At 69.5% G+C, this 18,578-nt stretch carries 17 protein-coding genes and 2 pseudogenes; 8 read left to right on the top strand and 11 right to left on the bottom strand.

Translation table 11 applies throughout. From position 1 onward, the window contains the following. Positions 1–25: 25 nt before the first annotated feature. Positions 26–1,450, top strand: coding sequence for an RtcB family protein (locus tag AZE13_RS28435; protein ID WP_066938168.1), 1,425 nt, complete (start codon positions 26–28; stop codon positions 1,448–1,450). A gap of 99 nt (positions 1,451–1,549) precedes the next feature. Here the strand turns inward: AZE13_RS28435 and AZE13_RS28430 are convergent, their stop codons facing one another. From AZE13_RS28430 to AZE13_RS28390, 9 genes are all read right to left on the bottom strand, one after another. Next, positions 1,550–3,184: an amidase family protein gene (locus tag AZE13_RS28430; protein WP_066938165.1), complete on the bottom strand. Its 1,635-nt coding sequence runs from the start codon at positions 3,182–3,184 to the stop codon at positions 1,550–1,552. Positions 3,185–3,301: 117 nt separating this feature from the next. Further along, positions 3,302–5,119 carry an FAD-dependent oxidoreductase gene (locus AZE13_RS28425; RefSeq protein ID WP_066938163.1) on the bottom strand — a complete coding sequence of 606 codons (1,818 nt, stop codon included), beginning with the start codon at positions 5,117–5,119 and terminating at the stop codon, positions 3,302–3,304. Between the two features lie 277 nt (positions 5,120–5,396). After that, the gene (locus AZE13_RS37165; RefSeq protein WP_066938160.1) at positions 5,397–6,341 is read right to left on the bottom strand and encodes a DMT family transporter; all 945 of its coding nucleotides are present in this window, start codon (positions 6,339–6,341) and stop codon (positions 5,397–5,399) included. Continuing rightward, positions 6,338–7,873 carry an acyl-CoA dehydrogenase family protein gene (locus AZE13_RS28415; protein WP_066938156.1) on the bottom strand — a complete coding sequence of 512 codons (1,536 nt, stop codon included), beginning with the start codon at positions 7,871–7,873 and terminating at the stop codon, positions 6,338–6,340. The genes AZE13_RS37165 and AZE13_RS28415 overlap by 4 nt, the downstream gene beginning before the upstream one ends. A 39-nt stretch (positions 7,874–7,912) precedes the next feature. Then, positions 7,913–8,293, bottom strand: coding sequence for an acyl-CoA thioesterase (locus tag AZE13_RS28410; protein ID WP_066938153.1), 381 nt, complete (start codon positions 8,291–8,293; stop codon positions 7,913–7,915). 1,156 nt (positions 8,294–9,449) lie between these two features. Next, on the bottom strand, positions 9,450–9,650 hold the full coding sequence (locus tag AZE13_RS35920) for a hypothetical protein (RefSeq protein WP_147264741.1): 201 nt from the start codon (positions 9,648–9,650) through the stop codon (positions 9,450–9,452). Between the two features lie 99 nt (positions 9,651–9,749). Further along, on the bottom strand, positions 9,750–10,760 hold the full coding sequence (locus tag AZE13_RS28400) for a YdcF family protein (RefSeq protein ID WP_066938147.1): 1,011 nt from the start codon (positions 10,758–10,760) through the stop codon (positions 9,750–9,752). A 195-nt stretch (positions 10,761–10,955) separates the two neighbouring features. After that, positions 10,956–11,405 (bottom strand): hypothetical protein, encoded by a 450-nt coding sequence (locus AZE13_RS28395; RefSeq protein WP_066938145.1) that lies wholly within the window; start codon positions 11,403–11,405, stop codon positions 10,956–10,958. Positions 11,406–11,784: 379 nt separating this feature from the next. Then, positions 11,785–12,618 carry a molybdopterin-dependent oxidoreductase gene (locus AZE13_RS28390; protein WP_066938142.1) on the bottom strand — a complete coding sequence of 278 codons (834 nt, stop codon included), beginning with the start codon at positions 12,616–12,618 and terminating at the stop codon, positions 11,785–11,787. Positions 12,619–13,077: 459 nt separating this feature from the next. On the opposite strand from AZE13_RS28390, the gene AZE13_RS28385 reads away from it, so the two are divergent. Continuing rightward, positions 13,078–13,689 (top strand): hypothetical protein, encoded by a 612-nt coding sequence (locus AZE13_RS28385; RefSeq protein WP_107288490.1) that lies wholly within the window; start codon positions 13,078–13,080, stop codon positions 13,687–13,689. A gap of 85 nt (positions 13,690–13,774) precedes the next feature. On the opposite strand, the pseudogene AZE13_RS39115 reads toward AZE13_RS28385, so the two are convergent. After that, positions 13,775–14,008, bottom strand: a pseudogene (locus AZE13_RS39115) (CBS domain-containing protein); the annotation flags it as partial. On the opposite strand from AZE13_RS39115, the gene AZE13_RS39330 reads away from it, so the two are divergent. From AZE13_RS39330 to AZE13_RS34525, 5 genes and pseudogenes are all read left to right on the top strand, one after another. Beyond that, positions 13,934–14,221 carry a DUF1918 domain-containing protein gene (locus tag AZE13_RS39330; RefSeq protein WP_398780244.1) on the top strand — a complete coding sequence of 96 codons (288 nt, stop codon included), beginning with the start codon at positions 13,934–13,936 and terminating at the stop codon, positions 14,219–14,221. The pseudogene AZE13_RS39115 and the gene AZE13_RS39330 sit on opposite strands and share 75 nt — an antisense overlap. A gap of 545 nt (positions 14,222–14,766) precedes the next feature. Next, positions 14,767–15,255: a hypothetical protein gene (locus AZE13_RS37160; protein ID WP_181690472.1), complete on the top strand. Its 489-nt coding sequence runs from the start codon at positions 14,767–14,769 to the stop codon at positions 15,253–15,255. Further along, a complete protein-coding gene (locus AZE13_RS28375; RefSeq protein ID WP_066938306.1) occupies positions 15,237–15,830 on the top strand; it encodes a hypothetical protein in 594 nt (197 codons plus the stop codon). Before AZE13_RS37160 ends, AZE13_RS28375 begins: the two co-directional genes overlap by 19 nt. Before the next feature lie 378 nt (positions 15,831–16,208). Beyond that, the gene (locus tag AZE13_RS35890; RefSeq protein WP_066938137.1) at positions 16,209–16,418 is read left to right on the top strand and encodes a universal stress protein; all 210 of its coding nucleotides are present in this window, start codon (positions 16,209–16,211) and stop codon (positions 16,416–16,418) included. 187 nt (positions 16,419–16,605) lie between these two features. Then, a pseudogene (locus tag AZE13_RS34525) lies at positions 16,606–17,153 on the top strand (glycosyl hydrolase family 65 protein); the annotation flags it as partial. Between the two features lie 20 nt (positions 17,154–17,173). On the opposite strand, the gene AZE13_RS28360 reads toward AZE13_RS34525, so the two are convergent. Next, positions 17,174–18,076 (bottom strand): universal stress protein, encoded by a 903-nt coding sequence (locus AZE13_RS28360; RefSeq protein WP_066938133.1) that lies wholly within the window; start codon positions 18,074–18,076, stop codon positions 17,174–17,176. A 183-nt stretch (positions 18,077–18,259) separates the two neighbouring features. Between AZE13_RS28360 and AZE13_RS28355 the strand changes: the two genes are divergently transcribed. Further along, a partial coding sequence (locus AZE13_RS28355) for a CBS domain-containing protein (protein WP_147264745.1) occupies positions 18,260–18,578 on the top strand: 319 nt, incomplete at its 3' end.

Genomic DNA, 18,578 nt, shown 5'->3' with positions numbered 1-18,578 from the left:
CTCGGGTGCAGGGAGGAGCGGCTCCATGCACATCCGTCTCATCGAGGAGGGGCCCTGGCGGTTCCGCATCGAGCCGACGAACGGGATGCGGGTACCGGGAGTGGCCTTCGCTCCGCGGGAGCTGCTGCCGTCCGAGCCCGGCGACAGAACGCTGGAGCAGGTGGCGAACGTCGCCACCTTGACCGGCATCGTGCGGGCCTCGTACGCCATGCCCGACCTGCACTGGGGTTACGGCTTCCCGATCGGCGGGGTGGCGGCGACCGACGTCTCCGCCGGCGGTGTGGTCTCCCCCGGGGGCGTCGGCTTCGACATCTCCTGCGGGGTGCGGCTGCTGACCGCGGACCTGGACCGCGCCGCGTTGCTGCCCCACCTGCCCGTCCTGATGGACCGGCTCGACCGGGTGATCCCCCGCGGCCTGGGACGCGGCAGCCTGTGGCGGCCGCATGACCGCGATGAGCTCTACGAGGTCCTGCTGGGCGGCGCCCGCTACGTCGTCGGCCAGGGTCACGGGGTCCCGCGCGATCTGGACCGGTGCGAAGACCACGGAGTGGTGGACGACGCCGACATCTCCCAGATCTCCGAGCGCGCTCTGGAACGGGGCACCTGGCAGGTCGGCAGTCTGGGGTCGGCCAACCACTTCCTGGAGGTCCAGGCCGTCGACACGGTCATGGACGAGCCGTGCGCGCGGACGTTCGGCCTCGCCGCCGGCCAGGTCTGCGTCATGATCCACTGCGGCTCGCGCGGCCTGGGCCACCAGATCTGCAGCGATCACGTCGGACGGATGGACTCCGTACGGCGCCGCTACGGCATCTCGGTGCCCGACCCGCAGCTCGCCTGCGCACCGGTCGACTCCCCGGAGGGGCAGGACTACCTCGCGGCGATGGCGGCCGCCGCCAACTACGCCAGGGCCAACCGCCAGTGGCTCTCCGATGCCGCACGACGCGTCTTCCGGGCGGTGACCGGCACCGATCTGGCCCTGGTCTACGACGTCTCGCACAACCTCGCCAAACTGGAGAGCCACCCGGCGGACGGGGCCCGCAAGACCCTGTGTGTGCACCGCAAGGGCGCCACCCGCGCCCTGCCGCCCGGCCATCCCGACCTCCCCGGGGATCTGGCGGCCGTGGGCCAGCCGGTCTTCGTCCCCGGCACGATGGGCACCGCCTCGTACGTCCTGACCGGGGTCAGGGACAATGAGGCGTTCGACTCCTGCTGCCACGGCGCCGGGCGGGTATGGAGCCGCCACCGCGCCCTGCGGGAGGTCACCTCGGGGCGGCTGCGCACCGAGCTCGCCGACGCCGGGGTCACGGTACGGCCGACGTCCTGGCGGAGCGTGAAGGAGGAGGCGCCCGAGGCGTACAAGGACGTCGACGCCGTGGTCAGCGCCGGTGAGCACAACGGCCTCGGGCACCTCGTCGCACGCCTCGTGCCCCTGGGCGTGCTCAAGGGATGACGCGACCGGGCCGGGCCGCGAGGCGGCCGCGGCCGTGCCCGGCCGTGCGGCCGGCGGTCACGCGGCATCGGTCACGTGCCGCCGGTCACGTTCCGGCGGTCACGAGCCGTCGGGCCCCACCGACGGCAGGTAGCGCGGTGCCCGCCGGGCGGCCAGCCGGTGCTCCACCGCGGCCCCCAGCGACAGCAGCTCGGCGTCCCGGCGGTCACCGGCCATCAGCAGCAGGCCGACGGGCAGCTCGTGCACGAACCCGGCGGGGACCGACAACGACGGGTATCCCGCGGCGGCCGCGGGGGTGGAGGACGGGATCACGTCGTTGTCGCCACGCGCGCAGTCGGTCGTCCAGGCGGGCGGGTTCGCCGGCGCGGCGATGGCGTCCAGCCGATGGGTGGCCAGGGTGGCGTCGATGGAGCGCCGGGCGAGGTACGTCAGCTCGGCGCGCCTGGCCCGGTACCGGGGGTCGGTGGTGGGCGGCGCGGCCAGGGCCTGCTCGAACAGCTCCTGGCCGGCGAAGCAGGTCCGTTCCGCCGGGTGGGTACGGTTGAACTCGACCAGCTCGGCGAGGCTCCGCGGCCCCTCGCGGGTGGCGAGGTAGGCGTTGATGTCCCGCTGGAACTCACTGAGCAGCGCGGGGAATTCGAGTGCGGCGAGCCGTTTCTGGTGCGGGAGCGTCACCTCGACGACCTCGGCTCCCGCGGTACGCAGTCGCTCCGCGATACGGGACATCAGGGCGTCCACCGCCGGCCCGAGCGACGGCAGCCGCCACAGACCGACCCTCTTGCCGCGCAGCCCGCCGGAGGGCGCCGGAGCGTCCGGGAGGCCGGCCGGCGCGCCGATGCCGTCGGGGCCGCCGTCGGGGCCGCCGGAGCCACCGCGACGTGACGTACCGCTGAGCACCGCCAGGGTGAGCGCGGCGTCGGTCACACTGCGCGCCATGGGCCCCGCGGTGTCCTGCTCGGCGGAGACCGGCACCACACCGGCCTGGCTGACGAGGCCGAGGCCGGGTTTGTGGCCCACCACCCCGTTCATCCCGGCCGGGCACACGATGGAGCCGTCCGTCTCGGTGCCGATCGCCACCTGCGCCAACGAGGCGGCGACCGCGGCGGCCGAACCGGAGGAGGACCCGCACGGATTCCGGTCCAGGACGTACGGGTTGTGGGTCTGTCCGCCCACCGCCGACCACCCTGATGTCGGCTTCGCCGCACGGAAGTTCGCCCACTCGGACATATTGGTCTTGCCGAGGACCACCGCCCCCGCGTCCCGCAGCCGGGTCACCAGGGCGGCGTCGGTGTGCGGCGGGGCGCCGGCCAGTGCCGTCGACCCGGCCGTCGTCGGCAGGTCGCGGGTGTTCACGTTGTCCTTGAGCAGGACGGGTATACCGTCGAGCGGGCCGCGGGTGTCGCCCTGCCGGTGCCGGGCGTCGCTGGCGGCCGCCTGGCGTGGCGCCGTCGGGTCGGTGCGCAGCACCGCGTGGATCCCGGGGTCGATGGTCCTGATCCGGCGCAGGTAGGCGGCGGTCAGTGCCGACGAGGTCAGCGAGCCGTCCGCCATGCGTGCCTGTAACTCCGGGATCGTCACCGTGTCGAGATCGACGCCGAGTTCCGGGGGGGAAGTCGGTGGCGGCGCGCTGCCGGCGCCGGCCGCCACGGCTGCCGCGCGCGGATGCGGTGCGCCGGTCACCAGGCTCCCCGCGACCAGGGCGGTGACCAGTACGGCGATGCTCCGGTTCGTCATGCTCCTCATGGGCTCAGCGGACTACAGGGCAGCGTCCGGCGCAAGGGCACCGCGTCGGGTACGCACCTCCGTACGCCGCCGTCGGCCTGGTCGCCAGGGGCGGGCGGGCCGACGGGGTCAGCCGAGGTCGAAGGCGTTGCGCAGGCCCAGGCGATGGCGCCTGGCGTCGTCGGACTTGAGGGGGGCGAACTCGGGGGCCTGGTAGGGCCGCAGGACCGCGCAGCGCTCGGCGCCGGAGCCCGCCTCGTCCAGCAGCGCGTTCACGGCCCGCCGCGCCGCTTCGTTGGCGCCCTCCATCGTCGCCAGGTCGATGTCGACGGCCACATAGTCCCCGGCGAGGAAGAGGTTGGGGACGGCGGTGCGGGCGGTGGGCCGGTTGAACCAGGTGCCGGTGGGGTGGATCAGCAACTGCTCGTCGTTGGTGGGGGCGGGGGTGCCCAGGCCGCCCACGGCCGGGTCCAGGAACCACGAGTGCAGCGCGCCGTCCCGCAGCACCGCGGCGCCGGAGTCGTTGAGCCCCGCCTTCATCTGCGCCCACACCTCGCGGGCGACCTCCTCGCGCGTGCACTCCTTGGCCGTCCTGCCGTACAGGATTCCCGGCCTGTCCCATTCGGAGATGTCCACGGACAGGCAGTCGGCGACCGTTCCGTCCCCGTAGTCGGCGGGGAAACTCCGGTCCTTCCAGTACTGGGCCTGGCTCACGGAGGTCAGCGCCCAGGGCGAGTCGACGTGGTTGACGTGGCCGTGGATGACCGGTGTCGGCTCGGTCAGATAGAACTGGATGCCGGTCATCCAGTCCGTCTGCAGCCGGTCGCAGCGGGCCAGTTGGGGATCGGCGGCCCGCACGGCGGCGTTCCAGGTCCTACGGGCGTGCTCGACCGGCATCGCCTGGACGAAGTAGTCCGCGGTGATCAGCTGTCCGGCGCCCCGCGGGTCCGTCACCACCGCCCCGGAGATCCGGCCGTCGGCCGGCTTCAGCTCGCGCACCGACCAGCCGACCCTGAACTCCACCCCCAGGGAGCGCAGATGGGCCACCCAGGGGTCGATCCAGGCCTCGTTGGTGGGCAGGTTCAGGACCCGGTCCGGCTGGCCGTCCGCGCCCCGCCCCAGCAGGTTGAAGACGAAGGCCTCGATGACGGACGCCACCGTCCGTGTGCTGGCGATCTCCGCCTTGGTCGCCACGATGTTGCGGGTGATGCCGATGGCCAGCAGCCGCTGGTAGTCGTACGACATCTCCTCGGCCTTGAGAAACGTCCACCACGGCACCCGCTCCCAGGTCTCCCGGCGGCGGGCGTCGCAGCTGGTGAAGTAGACCAGCAGCCGGTTGGCGAAGTAGGCGACCTCGTGCGGCGGGGCGTGCACGGCGGCGTCCAGCAGGCCGATGAGCATCCGTGTGAACGAGTCGGGGGTCAGGACCGGCGGGGGAGTGCCGACGACCGCGAAGGGGAAGCGGAGGTTCTCCCGGCCGCCGGTGCGGGCCAGCATCACCTCGGTGGAGGCCACCAGGTTGTCGTGGCAGCCGTTGGCGTTGCCGGGGAAGGGGATGCGGCGCAGCGTGTCGGGGAGGTTGTGGTAGATCCCCGGGATGAAGCGGAAGCCGTGTTCGCCGGGGAGCGGTCTGCGGCCGCCGCGGGCGCTCTCCGGGACGTCCATACTGCGGGCCTTGCCGCCGAGGCCGTGCGGTTTGCGCTCGTAGACGGTGACCTGGAAGCCGCGTTCGGCCAGCTCGTGCGCGGCGGTCAGACCGGCCACACCGCCGCCGAGGACGGCCACCCGGCGGGCCGTCCGGGCCGCCCTGCCGGCCGTACGCCGCGGGGCCGCGGCGGCCCCGCTCCCGTCGGTGACGGCGGCCCCGGCGGTGAGGGCCAGCGCACCGCCCACGGCCCCGCCGAGGAAGCCGCGCCGGGTGCCCGATCCGCTGCCACTACGGTCCATTCCGAGCCCCTTATGGTCGGCAACGCCTCGCGTCAGGCGCAGGAGCGTAGAAGAGCCACATGCGGCACGGAAGGCCCTGCCACCGCACCCTGCGCACATTGACGCGAAAGCGCCCCCAGTGTGCGCCCTTGCGGAACGGCGCCCGGCATCGACCACCACCGGCGTGTCGCGGACCGTGCCCGACAGAGGGAAAGGCGCCTGACGGCCGGCGAGCCGGGCCAGGCGCCTTTCCTGTGGCGGAACCGCCACGCGGGGCTTTCCGGGAGCGCACCCGGGCTCAGCGGCGGTCCGTCACCGGTACGGAGTCGTCGAGCGGCACCGTGGCAGCGAGTTCGGCCTGGGGCGGTCTGCTGCTGCGGTTGAAGACGATGATCGAGAGCATGATGACCGCGAACCCGGCGATCTCCGAAAGGGTCGGGCGCTGGCCCAGTACCGGCCAGGCGATCAGCCCCGCGGCGATCGGTACACCGTAGAAGTACGACGCCACCCGGTCCGCGCTCTCCGAACGCATCAGGATGAACAGCAGGCTGAGCGCACCGATCGACACGCCGGCCGACATCCACAGTTCGGACAGCAGGAGTTGCGGTGTCCACCGTATGACGCCCTGCTCGAAGATCAGCCCGCCGACGAGCATGACGACGGCCGACGAGCCGGACTGGACGAATCCGTTGACCAGCAGGTGCGCGCCGGGGTTCTTCATCTGGAAGTAGAACTGCCCGGTCGACAGCCCCACCAGGCCGAGCACGCCGAAGGCGATGTTCGTGGCGGTGAGCCCGGACGACGACTCCAGCCCCCGGTACACCGTGATGGCGACCCCGGCCAGCCCGCCGAGCAGGGCCAGTACCGACAGCGGCCGGATCTTTCGCGCGGTCACGACGGAGACCATCAGCCATACCAGAAGGGGCTGCAACGCGATGATCAGTGCCGAGACCGCGGGGGTCATGCCGTGGTAGAGCGCGTAGAACACCCCGACGGAGAACACACCCTGGAGCAGGATTCCGCTGAGGACGAGGTGGACATAGCCCGAACGCGGCCAGCTGACCCGGAAGCAGAGGATGAGGGCCAACAGGATCACTGCGGTCGCGCCGAACCGGATGGCCAGGTAGTAGAAGGGCTCCGCATAAGGCAGGCCGTAGCGGCCGCCCACAAAACCTGATCCGTAGATGACGACGAACGCCAACGCGATGAGCGCGACCTTGCGTTTGTTGTTCACGCCGGTCACGAGTGCGTTCCCGCCCCGGAGTCGGCGCTCGTCACGGCTGGGCGCGGACGCACCGCATCCGAGACTTCCTGGGTGCCGGCGAGCCGGCCGGCCAGTTCGTACTCGTTGAGCAGACCGACGATCTCGTTCTTCAGCAGCGCGATTGCCTTGGGGTAGTCGGCGTCGTCCACGGCGAGCCGTGCGTGGGGCGCGGCCGACCGGGAAGACTTCTGCAGCATGCTGATGCCGTACATCCTGGAGAGGATGCGCCCCAGAATCACGATCCTGTCCTGGGACGGTGCGTCGGCGATATAGCTGAGGTTGATATCGGTGAGGTGGAAGAACGCGTCCTCCAGATAGCCGAACTGGCCGGTGAACTCCAGCGGAGACCGCAGCCCGGACTGCTGAAACCGTCTCAGGAACAGATGGGCCAGATGCTGGCACAGCAGGTCGTTCGTTCCGTCGAAAACGGTGTAGACGCGCGCGTCGAGCAGGGCATAGGCGGCTATGTTGTCCGGCGCGCCCGTCCGGTAACCCTCGCCACCGCACAACTGCTGGTAGTCGAGGGCCGATTCCAGCATGAGTTCGGACGCCAGCACCTTGGTCGCCAGTGAGGCGAACATGCTGTCTTCCAGGTCCGCGTAGTAGTTCTCGCCCAGCATCAGCTGCCGGTACAGCGCGTTGCACACGACATAGTTCTGCTTGACGCGCGTGACTTTGTACCGCACATAGTCGATGTCGTGCAGGGTGCCGTCACCGATCTTCCGTGTGGTGACCTGGCGCAGCGCCTCGGTGTGCAGCCGGCGCAGGAAGCCGCTGGCCATGGCGGCCTTACTGTACCGGGACCCGCACAGGATCTCGGCGGCGTCGCCCAGGCTCTCCCTGGCCTTGGTGAGCCGGTAGTGGCGGGGCACGCGCAGGTCCAGGGTGTTCAGTCCGTATCCGAGGTTCTTCAGCCCCAGGCTGTCGTAGACCTCGGTGGTGACGAATCCGCCGTCCGATCGCTTATGGGCGAAGTAGCCGAACTCCTTGCGCTCCGGATGCCTGGCGCAGATGATCCACCAGTCCGCCTGCTCACTGAACGCCTGCCAGTGCTTGGTTCCGGTGATCCGGTACGCGTCACCTTCGTCATGGTAAGTGGTCTGCATACGCGCGAGGTTCGAGCCGCTGCTCGGTTCGGTGAACGCGAGCCCGCCGATGACGGGATGGGTGGCGAAGTCGTCGAAGACCTCCTTCTTCAGCGCGTCATCACCGCTGGCCGCCACGTTGCGGAGGAAGAGGACGGTCACGATCATGGTGTACATGCCCAGCGGCAGATTGCGCTCGGACATGATCTCGATGATCTCGCACATCTCCCGGTGGCTTTCCCGGCCGCCGTACTCACGCGGGATCGCCGGCAGGTAGATGCCCAGGTCGACCAGCTTGCGCAGAGCCTCCCTGGAGAGTGGTTCCTGGGGTAGTCGGGCGCTGTCGAACTCATCGATACTGCGCTGAAAATTGTCCAGGAAGTCGGACGAATCAAGTTCAACTAACAGGCTGCGCGGCACACTCATGGGAAGGGTCCCCTCTCAACTGGCAAAGTGGTTCCGGCGCTACAGCGCGCTCAATGCGGCTCGAAGATGGTCCGGAATACTGGCGGTGGTATCCGTCGCGTAGTCGAAGTGCACCATGACGCAGGTGCCATGGGCGACTTCGGCGCCGTGCTGTGTGGCGATCTGCTCGATGGTGACCGAGGTGTTCCCGACCTTCGCCACCTTCGTCTCGATGACGACATCGACGGAAGCGACGATCTGCCGGGTGAAGTCGATCTCGTACCGGCGCAGGATGAGCGCGAGGTCGCGCATGTTCGGTTCTTTGCTGAACAGCCGGAAAATCGGCATCCGGCCGTGCTCGAACCAGACCGGCACCGCGGAGTTGGTGACATGCCCGAGCACATCGACTTCGGAGAAGCGCGGCGAAATCTTCACTTTCACGTTCTGCCCCTTAGCGGTTGGTCGCCATCCTGGGTGGCGAATCGTACGGTCGCCCAGGCGACGGCCCGGGCAGCCTGCTCGTGCGGACCCTGTGTCAGAGCGGCGCTGCGCCGCGTAGTTCGGGTCTGATGAGTCCAGGCCTGAGATGCACGCGGGCGTATTCTCGCAATGTCGCGGCAGTGGTATGTCCGACCGTTCCCACCGGAAGTGCCGGAGGGCCGCCAACTCGGCCCCGGCAGAGGGTGTCAGGTGCGGCAGATTCCCCGTATAAATCCCCGTTTACCAGCAAGGCTGCAGCATCCTCCTCGAAGAGAGCAGCTTCCTCCTCGAAGAGAGGTCTTTCGCCGATGCGTGAATCCTGCATCAATCCTTGATCGTTGGCAAGTGCCGTCGGCCTCGTCCCGGCCCTGAGCAGGCAGACGAAAGGCACCTGACGGGGCGAAAGCCCGCATCAGGCGCCTCTTTTGGGGCCTCTGGAAGAAGCCGAGCTTCTTCGGGGAGTAGGAGACCAGGAGGTTCTTGGTCTGCTGGTGGTACACCAGGTGCACCCATGTTGACCAGCAGGAACGGCAGTTGGTTCGGATCCTTGGTGTGGGCTGGTCCGGAAATGGTCCGGATCTTGGTCCGGTCAGTCCTGGGGTGCAGGGGACGGGGTGGGCTGGGAAGTTCTGGGAATGACGGGGAGCGGGCTGGGCTGCCGGGTGGGTCCAATGTGCTGCACATGGGCAGCGTGCGGCCGTCCTCTGGTCGCTCGCTGCTTGCGGTGCAGGTGAAGAGTGCTGGTGCGGGACGGACCGTGAGGGAGCGCGAGACTGAATCGGTGCTGGTTCACCTGGTCACAGGCTTCGAAGCCGACCAGTCCCGTTTGACCATGTCCGCTGTGCCGGACGAAGGATGTCTGCTGAGGTCGAGGCGGCTGTGCAGGACCTCATCGAGGCTCACATGGAGACGACGTCGGGCGTCACGTTCCTCGCGAGCGACTACGTCGGTGTCGTCGGCCGTGACGGCCATACGGACAAGGCGGTCGCGAAGGGCGCGGGCATTCTCCGATCAACTGCTGGACTCGGTCAAGGGGCAGACCGGTCTCGACGGCGAGCCGCGCGTAGGTCCAACCGCCGTCGTGGGCAAACCCAATGCCACACCCAAGAGTGCACGCTCAGCGATTCAGGTCGGCGACGGCACGTAGCCTTTCGATGACGGTGTGCTTGTTCCGGCAGATGATGTAGCGGCGGATCTGCTGCCCTGCCTCCTTGTGGCTGGCGTGGTCGGTACCGTCCAGCGCGGAGTGGCGCAGGGCGGTGAACTGGGCCGCACCAGCGATCGTCTGGGCCCGCGACGAGCCCGACAACAACGGCAAGGGCTTCGTGATGGTGGTTGTGGGCTCCGCGGATGTCGCCCGCATCTGATTCGGCCACGTCTGCGCTGCCTGCCCGAGGTGTGTCCCCTCCATGTCGGTTCAGAGGCCGAGCCCGGCGATCACCGCCAGGACGGTCAACGCGGAGCAGATGCTCAGATTGACCGTCTTGTGTTCCCAGAACACGGCGACGAACTCGCGGATGGTGGCGCTGGGCCAGAAGTACTTCGCGGTCGGCGAGCCGATCACCTGCCCGTTGACCCCGGCCTGGCGGGCGGTCATGGCGGCGCGGAAAGCGTGGAAGTTGTTGGTCACGACCGCGCAGCGGTAGTCGGACTTGCCGGCTGTCATCAGCTCGCGGCTGAAGTGCAGGTTCTCGTCGGTGGTGCGGGAGCGGCGCTCCTCTTGGACGTGCGCGGCCGGGGCGCCCTGCCGGATGAGCCAGCGCGACATCGCCGTGGCCTCGGGGAGCTTCTCGTCCGGGCCCTGACCGCCGGAGGTGAGCAGGATCGGGGCCGGGCCACCGCGCGCGATCTGTGCGTCGTGGATCTCCAGGCCCTTACGCAGCCGGGAGGCCAGCAACGGCGGCACTCGCTCGCCGCCGATCAGACCGGAACCCAGCACGACGACGTAGTCCACATCGCCGCGGACTGTGATCTGCCCGTAGAGGAAGGCGTAAGCAAGGAAGCAGAGGAAGAGGAAGGCGATGTAGACGGAGAGAAGGAGCACAGCCAGGGCGACGGCCGCGTAGGCAGGCGAAACGTCCGTGTGTCCCGCCGACAGCAGCAGGAAGATCAGGCCGAAGACGGCCACGCCCAGCAGGCCGGAGAGCAGGTTGGCCAGGCTGCGCCCTTCCTTCTTGATCATGGTGAGCCCGTTGGCGATCAGAAAACCGCCGAGCGTCACCACGCCGAAGGCGGGGACCAGGAAGGCCAGCGTGTAGACCATCATGGCCAGGCCGTCGGGCAAGTGGCGGGCCTGGAAGAGCAAGGTGATCGAGAGGCTGATCAACGTCAGCCCGAAGAGCACCGCGTTGCGGAAACGCCGACGGTCCTGCCGCACGCTGAGGCAGAAGAGAACGAGGAAGAGGGCGGTCGGGACGAAGGTGAGCATCGGTACTTCGCTGTTCAGTCGATCGGCTCGGCCGGTGGACGGTGCCGTCATGGTGGGCGGGGTAATGGGCGTGCGGAACCGGGAAGACCGTGTCGGCGAACCGGCAGCCACCGTGTCCACGATCACCGCGTGCCTACGTGCCTACTACGTGCCTGGGGACACGGCACGTATGTCTTCCGGTGTCTTCCGGCGTCATCACTCCTTGTTGCGGTCGAGCCAGTCCTGGTTGATCTGCCACGCGTACAGGGTGGATCCGTCCGTGTAGGCGTAGTACTGGTCACAGCGGGCGGTCGCGTTGCCGGCGGCGGCCTTCGGGAACCACGTCGCCTCGATCTCCGGGGAGGGGGCGTTCAGGCTCTTGGCCGGCCTACACACCGAGGGCAGCTTCCCGTCCTTGAGAGTGGCCTTCACCAGCCGCTCACCGCCGGTGGTCTTCATCGCGTACTGGATCGAGGAGGCGTCGTCGGGGAGCCAGCGCGGAACCGAGGGGCGGTCTTTTTTCGCTTCGGCTCCGCTCGCGTACGAGGCCGTCTCCTGGTGCCGGTTGTCGAACCAGTCCTTCGCCGCCGGAACGGCGATCGCCGCGGCGATGCCCAGCACCGCGACGGTGCCGCCGGTGGCCATGACGACGGACTTGCTACCCATGTGCTTGCTCCCGATCCGGACTTTCCTGTCTGCTGCCATCTTGGATCCGGCGCGATACGAAATCGTCAGACTGGCGTACCCATTCGACATCCCCCTCAAGTCGGACACCCCGCTCCACAACCCTGAAGGTGCCGCCACCCTGACGGTTCCGGCGACAGCCGTGATCCCCCGTTGCCTCTGCGTACCGCACGATGAAGTGACCAGGTAGTCGCCTATCCAGTATCCAGGTAGTCCCCCCATCGTTGGATGTCCTCCGTGGTCCCCTCATGCACGGCACTACGTGCCGTATCAGGCAACGCTCGCCCTGTGCCCGGGCGTGTTCCTCGCCAAGGAGCATGGCCATTCGTCCCAGGCCCCGACCACGCCGGCCGGTCGCCCGCTACAGGGCTTGGTGGTAGCCGAAGAACTCGTGGTCCTGGTTGTAGCCACCGTGTCCGCCGCCGATCCGGGAGAAGTCGGCGACGAACTCGATGCCCTCGATCCACTTCACCTGTTTGAAGCCGAGCTGCACCTCGTTGCGCAGGCGCAGGGGAGCGCCGTGGCCGAACGACAACGGTCGGCCGTTCATGTCGTAGGCGAGCATGGTGAGGCGGTGGCTCATCTGCTCGATGGGGTGGGCGTCGTAGTAGCGCCACTTGTCCGGGCCGTCGCCCAGGGAGTAGAAGACGACCCACTTGGCCTCGGGTCTCGGCTTGACCAGGTCCAGAATGGTGCGCATGGACACGCCACCCCATTTGGTGACGCCCGACCAGCCTTGGATGCAGAAGTGCTGGGTGATCTGCTCGTGGTGGGGCAGGGCCCGCAGCCGGCGCAGGGTGAACGGAGTGGCGGCGATCCAGCCGCCGATGACCACGGCCATCGAGGCGAGGAAGACCCACAGGCCCGTCCAGCCGTCACCGCCGCGGGCCGCGTACATCTGGTTGAGGTTGCTTTGCAGGTCGGTGGTGAACACCAGAGCGACGTGGACCACGAGGAAGACCAGGAACCAGACGAGTACCAGGAAGTGCAGCGAACGCGCCGCCTGAATGCTCACCAGCTTGCTGATCCGCCTGAACCGGGTCGAGAGAGCCGGCGACATGCCCAGTCCGGTCAGCAGCGCCAGCGGGGCTGCGAGGAAGACCGTAGTGAAGTAGGAGAGCTGCTGCAGGCTGTTGTAATTCACCCAGGCAGGCGCGGTCGGCCAGTCCAGCGACAGGTAGCAGGTGGAAGACAAGGCCGTTGACCAGCCACAGCGTCCCCACGCCCAGGTGCCACCAGCGGGCCAGTCCGATCGAGTGCCGGAGCCCGGGCAGCCCCACCTGTCCGGGCAGGGCGATGGAGTCCTTCTTCGCCGTCCACAGCGGATCGGAGGGCACCGGCTTCTGGGCCCGGAACCACTCCCGGCCCGGTGTACTGTGCCTGGTCCAGTACAGGCGCGGGTGGTCGCCGATGATCTGGATCCCGGACCGGATGATGAAGATCATCAGGAACAGGTTGAGGAAGTGCTGCCAGCCCAGCCAGGCCGGCAGCCGGTGCCGCCGTGTGCGGGAGCAGTCGCGGCAGCGGCCGCTACGGGCCGGTCGGCTGTCTTCAGGGGACCTTCGGCCCCGTCACCAGAAGTGCGCAGGGGCCGACCGTGGTGGGGAAGGGACAGCGCCCTCAGCACGTGCAGGACGGAGGCGGGACCATGAACATGCCCGGTCCTCAGAACCCCCGCGGTCCCCGTCCGCCCGACCGGGAGCACCCCTGCGCAGGTGCCAACCCGCTGCGTCGGCTCTCCGACCGTATCGAGCGCTGGTTGTCCGCCTTGCTGCTGCTCGTAGTCATCGTCGGACTGCCCGTGGCATCGCTGCCTGCGGGTTGGGCGATGTACTCGTCCCAGATGCGCGCAGCGCACGCCCAGTCCGTGCAGCGGCACCAGGTCACGGCGTCGCTGACCGAGGACGCATCCGGGGGGACGCGTACCGTCGGCGCCGACGACCGGGCCAGTGCGCAGGTCCGCTGGACGGAGAAGGACGGCACGCAGCGGACGGGGACGGCGCTCGTGGCTCCCGGTATGGACGCGGGTGACACCGTGCGGGTCTGGGTGGACCGGGACGGAGGCGTCACGGAGGCACCGATGTCGCCGCAGAGCGCCGTGGCGATGGGCTGGCTGACGGGCGGCACGACGGCGGTCGGCGTGGTGACCTTGGCGGTCGCGGCCAGGGGAGGTCTGCGCCTGCTGCTGGACCGTAGAAGGTACGCGCAGTGGGACGCCGAGTGGAGTCTGGTGGAACCGCTGTGGTCCGCACGGTTCCGTGAGTGAGCGCGGGCCCGGGTGGGAAGGCCGCCGTACCAGTGCGGAATGCGGCGAGTTCCCGGGGCCGGGTGAGTTCTCAGGTCCGGGTGTCGTCGGTCTCGTCCGCCACCGGCAGCCGCTTGACGTTCTGGACCTCCATGAGGCGCGCGGCTTCGCCCACGTTCCAGTCCCGGCGTGCGCAGACCGCGGGAGCGGACATCAGCTCCTCCGCCCTGGCACCCCCGGCCTTGGCGCGCTCCCACGCCTCCAGGTGCGGGAGCGGCGCCGGGCCGGACGAGTCGGACCGATCCGCCGACTTCCGCAGCAGGTCCGCCTCGGAGTCCACCACGAGGACGGCACGCCGCCCTATGACGTGCGCTGGTCGGATACGCATGACGTGACGCTCGTGTTCCCGGGCCCCGACGCACACATCCAACACCTCGGGCACCGGCCCGAGAGCGGACATCCCGAAGCGGAGGCGTCCGCGTCCGACGTGCTGTCCCGCCGGTGGCTCGACCCCGGCGACATCGGATCTGGAAGAGCGACCGGCCGACCCTGACGTCGGCACGCTCACCGCGCTGGCCGCTGCCCTGGGGACCACCGCGGCCCGCCTGCGCGGCGCAGGCATGGACCGCCCGCCCGGCGAGGGCCAGGCCGCGTACCACCCCGAGCTACGGGAGCTGGGCCCCGACGAATGCCGGGACCGGCTCGGTACGCATGGTGTGGGGCGCATCGCCGTGCCGTCATCGGACGGGCGTTCGAGGTCGACCACGTGGACGAGGCGATGAGCGGCGGGTGGAGCGTGCCGGCCGTCGGCCCGGCCCGGGCGGTCACCGATCCCGACGCGGTGCGACGACTGGTCTGTTGACTGCACCAAGTTGGTGATCCGCTGGTGTTCCGGCTGGTGGGTGCCGAGGATCTCGGCATGTCCTCGTTTCATGGAATGTCCTCCGTACATCGGGATCTGATGGATGGCTGCGGTCGGTTGCCGTCGGTCGGTGCGGTGGTGAAGGGGGCGAGACCTTCGCTGTCGTGGTTCGTGGTCGATGCGGCTGGCCGTGAGGTCGAGCCAGTGAGCCGGTACCTGCGGGATCTGATGCGGGCGTGGTCAACCCGAAGACGGGCAAGGCCACGTTGCGGGATGGGTACGCGCCGCGGACGATCGCGCACGCGTTGACCGTGCTGCACGGCTTCTACGCCTTCCACCAGCACTACGGCCGGGGGCCGGTGGCCAACCCGGTGCCCGAGAGTCGAGACCGCCGGGCCCGGATGGCTGACCGCTCCCCGCTGGAGGCGCCGGTGCCCACCCGGCGGGCCCGGTTGCGGCCGAAGGCGCGGGAACGCCAGCCCCGGGCGATTCCGGATCGGCTGTGGGACGAGCTGTTCGCGCAGGTGGGATGCGATCGGGACCGTGGCCTGGTGGTCGGTCTGCCCGATCACGTGGTCCGCGAGGTTGTGACCGACGGAGAGAACCGCCCACACCGCCCCGAAGGTCGCCAGGGTCGCGATCTGCTCGATGGCGGTCATCGGGCACCTCCTGCTGCGGTCAGGAGACCGTGGTCCAGAATCAGGGCATGGACGTCCCCACACTGATGGAAGCCGCTTCCCTGCTGGTTCCTGAGAAGATCGCCACTGAGAACGACATCACGGTGAGCGACGTCTGGGAGTACCTCGCTCACGACGAGTGGGAAGTGGCCCTCGATCTGCTGGAAGAACTCGGTGACGTCCGCCCGCTTCCGCTCAGCTTCTGGGAAACCCTGGCCACCGCTGCCGAACAGATGAGGCTGGAGAAGAGCGCTGCCTGGTGCCACTGGCGCGGCTTCGAGACCCGCCACGGGATTCTCCGAGCCGACCTCACCCTCCGCCCTGCCAACGAAGCGCGACGCCAGACGCCCATCCCCGGCGCTGGCTTCCTGCGACCGATGTGGAACATCGGCAACCGGACCGCGACCGGCGAACCGGCTCTCAACATTGCCCGGCTCTGGGTGGAGTTCACGCCCTTCCTGGAGCCCGGGGGACATGCCTCGGTACGACTCGCGCCCCTGGACCCCTCGCAGTGGCAGCACCTTCAGCCCGGCCAGGTGATCACCATGCACGAGGACCAATCCGTGGCAGGCACGGCAGTTGTCCTGGACGTCCAGCCGCCCCCGGCCACGTTCACCACATAAGAACGAGCGCAGTCGCCCCGTGCCATTGGTGCAGAGAGAAGGACGAGTGCGCGCACTCCAGGCCCTGGGCAGGCGGTGAGCGCTCCCTGTGGGTGCTGATCGAGCCCAGGCGTCTGACGGGGCGACGCATGGCAGTTCGCCGTCGGCACACCAGCCGTCACCCGTTCGCCGAAACCGACATCCCTCAGGCCGTCCGTTCCGTCCTGAGCGACGCCGCCCGTCGGGAAGGCGCGGCACTGGACTTCCCCACCCGATGGCATCTGCAGTGGATACCGGAGCCGCCTGCCGAAGCCGAGGCACGCAACCTCACCGACCGCGGCGAGGACGAGGACCTGGCGCGCTGGACCTGCATCGGCGCCCGACGCACCGCGTGGGGCTGTGCGGGACAACCCCCGGGTCGATGCGCGGCGCCAGGTGACCGAGGGCCCCGCCCACAAGGTCCTGCTGGAGGCATCGCCGCAGGCCGACCTGCTGGTCGTCGGCGCCCTCCGACGCCACGGCCGGTTCGGGCTGCAGCTCGGCCGGGTGAGCCACGCGGTGCTGCACCATGCGAGCTGTCCCGTCGCCGTCGTTCCGCAGCGGGCGTGAACGGGTGCCTCCGGTCGCGCTTTCGGCCTTTCGTGACGGTGCGGGAGTGAGGACGGATGCCGGAGTGGACCTGGCAGTACGAGGGCTATGTCCCTGCCGCGGAGTGCTGTGCACGCTCGGCAACGGCTACTTCGCCACGCGCGGCGGCGCCCGAGAGCAGGGCCGGCCTGGTGCACTATCCGGGCACGTACTGCTCGGCTACTTCTTCTCACCCGTCGAACGGGCAGATCTCTTCCGGCGGCTCGGCTACGCACTCACCGACGAGACCTGGCGCGAGACCGTCGCACACTACTTGCCCGCACCAGCCACGGATCGACTCTCAGCGCCCTCGTCCACGGCTGGGTTCTCGCCCGCGTGCACCGCGCCGATGCATGGACGTACTGCCGGGACGCACTCGAAAGCGACGTGGCCGACGTGCAGGGCGGCACCACCGGTGAGGACATCCACCTCGGCGCCATGGCCGGCACCCTCGACCTGGTCCAGTGCGGCCTGACCGGTCTCGCAACGCGGGAGGACGCCTGTGGCTGGCCCCCGGTCCCGCTGCCGGAGCTGTCCGAGTACGGCTTCTCGCTGCGCTACCGCGGCCACTGGGGCGTCGGCGTGCGGCTGCGCCGCGGGCATCTGGTGATCACCGTGCCCGGCCCCGAGGAGGCCCCGGTCCGCGTGGTGCTGCCCGACCGGGCGGTCACGGTGGCGCCCGGTGACACGTGCACGCTCGCGTTGCGGTGCGACTGACCCGTCCGGACGGGCCGAGGTCAGTCGTGCGGGACGACTGCGACCGGGGCCGGGCAGTGGTGCATGACGGCATGGGTGATGTGCCCGATGCGGGACGGCCCGGCCGAGAGGCGGTTGGTGCGTCTGCCGATGACGACGAGCCCGGCGTCGGCCCCGGCATCCACCAGGTGGTGCGCGGGCTGTCCGACCACGGGTTGCTCGATCACGTCGATGCCGGAGTACTTCTCCCGCCATCGCCGCAGCGCGGTCCGCAGTGCGTCGGCTTCCCGGGCCGCCATGTCGGTCGGCGAGCCCAGGGCCGAGCCGAGGCCGTACGTGACGAAGGCCGGTGGGTTCCAGCCGTGGATGACCCGGAGCGGGGCCGCCCGCAGCGACGCGGTCTCGAAGGCGAACCGGATCACGTCCCCGCAGGCCCGGCTCAGATCCAGGCCGAGGACCACCGGGCGGTAGCGCATCGCTGACAGCGGCCGTCCGTCGGTCGCGGACACATGCTCGTCGACGGCGGTCGTTCCGGCCCGTACGAGCACGGTCGGCCGCTCGACGTGCGTGACGGTGGACATCGCGACGGAACCGATGAAGAAGCCGGCCAGTCTGCCCAGCCTCGCGCTGCCGAGGGCCAGCAGCTCGGATTCCTTTGCCACATCGCACAACACCTCCGGCGGCGCGCCTGTGAGGTGGTCCGTGGTGATCTCCAGATCCGGGTAGCGTTCACGCAGTTCGGCGGCAGTCTCACGGGGTACGCGCTCGGACCACAGCCGGGGTGCGTCCGTTCCCGCGAGCGGTGCGTAGGTGAGGGGCTGCCACTCCCAGGCGTGGACGAGTCGTAGCGGCAGGTTCCTGCGCAGTGCCTCACGGGCACCCCAGTCCGCGGCGGCGAGACTGGCGGGTGAGCCGTCCAGGCCGACGGCCACGGGGCTGGTCATGGTGCGCCTCCAGCGGGAGCTCTTCGACGGTTCCGCTTCCACGGTGGCCCGGCGGGGACGGTCCCGGTGAGGGGCTGCCGGGCCCATTCGCGGGCCGAACGGCCCTGTCCCGGGGCGTCGGGGAAACCCATGGTGGAGGTGTCACGCCGACTGTGGAACAGGGGTCCGTATCGAGGAGTCGTCATGGGGCATACACCGCGCATCGTCAGTGACGTGATGACCCAGACCGTGGTCTCGGTCGGCCGGGAGGCGCGGTTCAAGGAGATCGTCGAGACCATGGAGCAGTGGAAGGTGAGCGCCCTGCCGGTGCTGGAGGGCGAGGGACGGGTCATCGGCGTGGTCTCCGAAGCCGATCTGCTGCCCAAAGAGGAGTTCCGGGAGTTCGATCCGGACCGTCTGGAACAGCTGCGGCGCCTCGACGACACGCGCAAGGCCGGCGCGCTGACGGCCGGGGAGCTGATGAGCACGCCCGCCCTCACCGTCAACGCCGATGCCACCCTCG

This window comes from Streptomyces sp. NBRC 110611 (assembly GCF_001590865.1).
Taxonomy (GTDB): domain Bacteria; phylum Actinomycetota; class Actinomycetes; order Streptomycetales; family Streptomycetaceae; genus Streptomyces.
Note: the sequence above shows the minus strand (reverse complement) of the source record. Positions and strands in the feature narration are given on the sequence as shown.